General features: G+C 47.8%; 4 protein-coding genes. All 4 read right to left on the minus strand.

Going from position 1 to position 3,856, the window contains the following annotated elements:
• Positions 1–9: 9 nt before the first annotated feature.
• The gene (locus JX312_RS10405; RefSeq protein WP_123405278.1) at positions 10–594 is read right to left on the minus strand and encodes a chromate transporter; all 585 of its coding nucleotides are present in this window, start codon (positions 592–594) and stop codon (positions 10–12) included.
• Positions 595–709: 115 nt separating this feature from the next.
• Positions 710–1,861, minus strand: a complete 1,152-nt coding sequence (locus JX312_RS10410; protein ID WP_204457952.1) for a cytochrome d ubiquinol oxidase subunit II — start codon at positions 1,859–1,861, stop codon at positions 710–712.
• A 40-nt stretch (positions 1,862–1,901) separates the two neighbouring features.
• Complete coding sequence (locus JX312_RS10415) at positions 1,902–3,455, minus strand: cytochrome ubiquinol oxidase subunit I (RefSeq protein ID WP_204457953.1); 1,554 nt, start codon at positions 3,453–3,455, stop codon at positions 1,902–1,904.
• A 61-nt stretch (positions 3,456–3,516) separates the two neighbouring features.
• The gene (locus JX312_RS10420) at positions 3,517–3,753 is read right to left on the minus strand and encodes a DUF4492 domain-containing protein (protein WP_123405176.1); all 237 of its coding nucleotides are present in this window, start codon (positions 3,751–3,753) and stop codon (positions 3,517–3,519) included.
• Positions 3,754–3,856 lie beyond the last annotated feature (103 nt).

The raw sequence follows: 3,856 nt of genomic DNA on the forward strand, positions 1-3,856 counted from the left end.
GAATAGGGTTTAAGAGCGGTATTTGCGGGGTAGCCACCAGAAAAGGAAGCCACCGAAGCCCCCGAACAGAATATATAGGATCGGGTTGGAAATGAATCCGAGATCGAGGGAGATCATCAATGCAACCACTAATGGAATCCAGACCGTCTTTAATCCTATTTTCGCGGCTTTTGCAGATGTCAGCACCGGCGCGATGATCAGGGCGACAACGGCAGGACGTATCCCCATGAATATGGAGGAAATAACGCGGTTGTTCTTTATCATGTCCGGGGTCAGGAAGATTGCGATCGCAAGGATTATTAGGAAAGATGGGAGTATTGTGCCTGCGGAAGCGATGATGCTGCCGCGTGTGCCGCGAAGCTTGTCACCGACAGCTGTCGCTATATTTACAGCGAGGATTCCCGGCAGGCTCTGTGCCACTGCCAGTAGGTCGAGGAAATCGTCGCGTTCAATCCAGTGATATTTATCCACTATCTCACGTTCTATGATTGAGATCATCGCCCATCCGCCGCCGAACGTGAAAGCCCCTATTTTAAAAAAAGAGGCAAACAGTTGCCAAAGAGGGGTTTTAACTTGTTGTGTTTCTGCTTGCATGGAAAATTTGTATAAAATCATATCGGAATGCCGACATTTGTCGGCATTCCGATATGCAAAATTAATATATTCCGAGGGACGAAGCAAATTCGATTAATAATCCATCGTCATTTTCTTAATACTTATGGTCGGTGGACTCGAGGGAGGCGGGAGTCAGCTTCTTTTTGTCCATCGCTCGCCATACGTAAACGATGTAGGCGAGAACGAATGGTATGAGGAGAGAAACGTAACTCATCGTCTTCAACGTGAACTCGGAAGAGGATGCATTGCGGATGGTGAGGGAGTCCATAGGGTTCAGCAACGAAGNATAGAAGGCAGTGTCGCCATAGCCTGCAACCCAGAAGAGGGATGCCACGACAAGGAACGTCCCGATACCTGTGAACCATATGCCTTTGGTGAAATGTTTTGCGAAACACGATTTTGCCCAGCCTAAGAGCACGAGCACCACTCCGAGAAGAAGGGTCACACCCGCCCACCACAGGTTGATGTAGTTGTGTAAATATTTGAACGGAGTCTCCNGCNCTTCAACGGTGCNGATACCGTCTGATATCACCGTATATCCCGTGGCAGTCAATAACATTCCGAGGAACCAAAGGAAAAACACAAGGAATATCCCCCCGTTGATGAGGGCTTTAGCCTTAAGCGTTTTAAAGAAATCGGGGTCATCAGCTATATTGTTCATCATATAGAGGCAAGCCTGCGTCCTTGCAAGGAAAAGGACTGCAACACCCAGCACAAGGTTCTTCCAGTTGAAGATGGCTTCGAAACCGTGGGTCGGCGCCCATTGCGAGATTACGGGTGCGGAGCCGTCCAGGAGGTTGCCCCTGTTGACGGTGAACTCGCCTCCGAAGAAGAACATGGAGACTGCCACACCGAGTAGCACGCAGCCTACGCAGCCGTTGATGAAAAGAAATATGTCATATGTTTTTGTGCCGTAGACATTTCCTTTCTTGCGGCGGTATTCATAGCTTACGGCCTGGACAATGAAACTGAAAAGAATGAGTATCCAAAGCCAGTACGCCCCTCCGAAACTTGTGGAATAGAAGAGGGGGAAAGACGCGAAAGCGGCGCCTCCGAAAGTTACGAGGGTTGTGAATGTCAGTTCCCATTTCCCACCCATCGAGTTGACAATAAGGTCGCGGCGTGTCTCAGATTTAGCGGAGAGGATCATTGACTGTCCACCCTGTACGAAGAGCAGGAAGACCAAGATTCCTCCGAGCACTGAAACGAGGAGCCACCAGTAATTCTGAAGATATTCGAGTGACATTTTAGTAATGTTTAATGTGGAATGTTTAATGTTTAATGAATCAGGAGAGGGCTTTTTTAGATTCCTTGCTTATCTGGCGGCACATTATGCTCACCTCTGCAACGAGGAGCACTGTAAAGATGAGAGCGAAGAGCCAGAACGTAACAATAACCGATGTAGCTGGAACTGCAGACACGGAAGCGATTGTAGGAAGGAGGTCCTGCACGGTCCATGGCTGGCGGCCCACCTCGGCAACAGCCCATCCTGCCTCGGAACAAACCCACATGAAAGGCACGGACACCATTGCTATCCATTGTATCCAAGACGAACGCTGCAGCAGTGTGGTGCGGTATACCATGAAAAGCACAGCAATGAAGAAGAGAAGGAAATAGGAACCGAGCACTACCATGATGCGGAACATCACGAACGTGAGTCCGACGGGAGGAATGGCTTCGTTGACAGATTTGAAATATCCGTAGCCGAAGAAGCGGTAATTCTCCTTAAGGGTTTTGAGCGAAGAAGCCATTGCTGCCGAATCTCCAGCCTCGCGTGCCTCTCCGTAAGTTCTCAGTGCATTCAGGGCTTTTTTTCCCATAGCTATTCTTTCGGCATAAGAGACGGTATTTATCGTATCTCCCTCTGCATTTATGTCAACACCGTTGATGATGTCGGCGATGCCCGGAATAAACGCGTTCATGTCATGACGTCCGAGTATCGACAGACCTTTGGGAATGGCGATTTCAAAAAGATACTCATCCTCGTCATTGTCCCATTCCTTGTCAGGGTTAAGTATGGCAACCGCCGCCAGACTCTGTCCCTCGTGACCATGGTATAGTCCTTCCATGGCGGCAAGCTTCATCGGCTGGTGTTTTGTCACTTCGACGGCAGAACCATCGCCGGTATACATTGTCAGCAACATTCCGGCAAGTCCGAACCAAGCACCGACCTTAATCGAGCGTATGGCAAATTCCACATTCCTTTTTTTCCAGAGGAACCAGCAGCTTACCCCAATAACGAATACACCAGAAAGCGCCCATCCGCTGAGAACGGCGTGGAAGAATTTGTTGATCGCTATACCTGAGAACAGTGCCCAGAAATTATCCATTACGTTTCGCATCTGATCCGGGTCGAACTCCATTCCGACAGGATATTGCATCCATGCGTTGGCAACGAGAATCCAGAGTGCCGAGATGGAGGCTCCGAGTGCGGTGAGCCAGGTCGAGGCGAGATGGAAACGCGGACTTACTTTGTTCCATCCGAAAAACATGACCGCCACGAAAGTAGACTCCATGAAGAATGCAAGTATTCCTTCGATGGCAAGCGGCGCGCCGAATATGTCGCCGACAAACCAGGAATAGTTGCTCCAGTTTGTTCCGAACTCGAATTCAAGAATGATGCCTGTCGCCACGCCTATTGCGAAATTGATTCCGAAAAGACGCATCCAGAACTTGGTGGCAAGAAGCCACTTCTCCGATTTTGTCTTGAGATAGATGCTCTCCATGATGGCGACAATCACCGACAGTCCGAGGGTGAGTGGCACAAAGAGCCAATGATAGATGGCCGTGATGGCAAACTGAAGCCTCGACCAGTCAACAACTGTAGTTAGATCTGACATTGTGTATAGATAGAGTTTATAATTTGGAATTTAAAGTTTCTAAAGAGGCTGTAGCCGAATGTTATCTGTTCGTGAGTTCATGGCGGACGTGATCAGCTCGTTCCTTGTCGTTGTCGAAGTTTGAAGAGAGAAAATTGGGAAAGAACAACATCTTCATAACGATGAAGAAAATGAAAAGTTTGATGAGTATTATAATCCATAAGGTCTTTCCAACGGTCATTTCCCTGAAACCGGTGTAATAGAACATCCATATATTTTTCAGTCCGCGGGCTGACGATCCGATTATTCTTGAAATCATAGCAGTTGTCAATATTAAGTAAGTATTGAAAATTAGTTTATAATTAGTAAATGCTATGCTTATTTAAATTTCCAACACTTACTTTTCAAAAAAACGAAATGAC

The organism is Barnesiella sp. CU968 (assembly GCF_905219685.1).
Lineage (GTDB): Bacteria > Bacteroidota > Bacteroidia > Bacteroidales > Muribaculaceae > Lepagella > Lepagella muris_A.

What these genes read in the sequence shown, in the direction of transcription:
- JX312_RS10405 (WP_123405278.1), bottom strand. Translation starts at nt 594, where the DNA reads ATGCAAGCAGAAACACAACAAGTTAAAACCCCTCTTTGGCAACTGTTT.
- JX312_RS10415 (WP_204457953.1), bottom strand. Translation starts at nt 3,455, where the DNA reads ATGTCAGATCTAACTACAGTTGTTGACTGGTCGAGGCTTCAGTTTGCC.
- JX312_RS10420 (WP_123405176.1), bottom strand. Translation starts at nt 3,753, where the DNA reads ATGATTTCAAGAATAATCGGATCGTCAGCCCGCGGACTGAAAAATATA.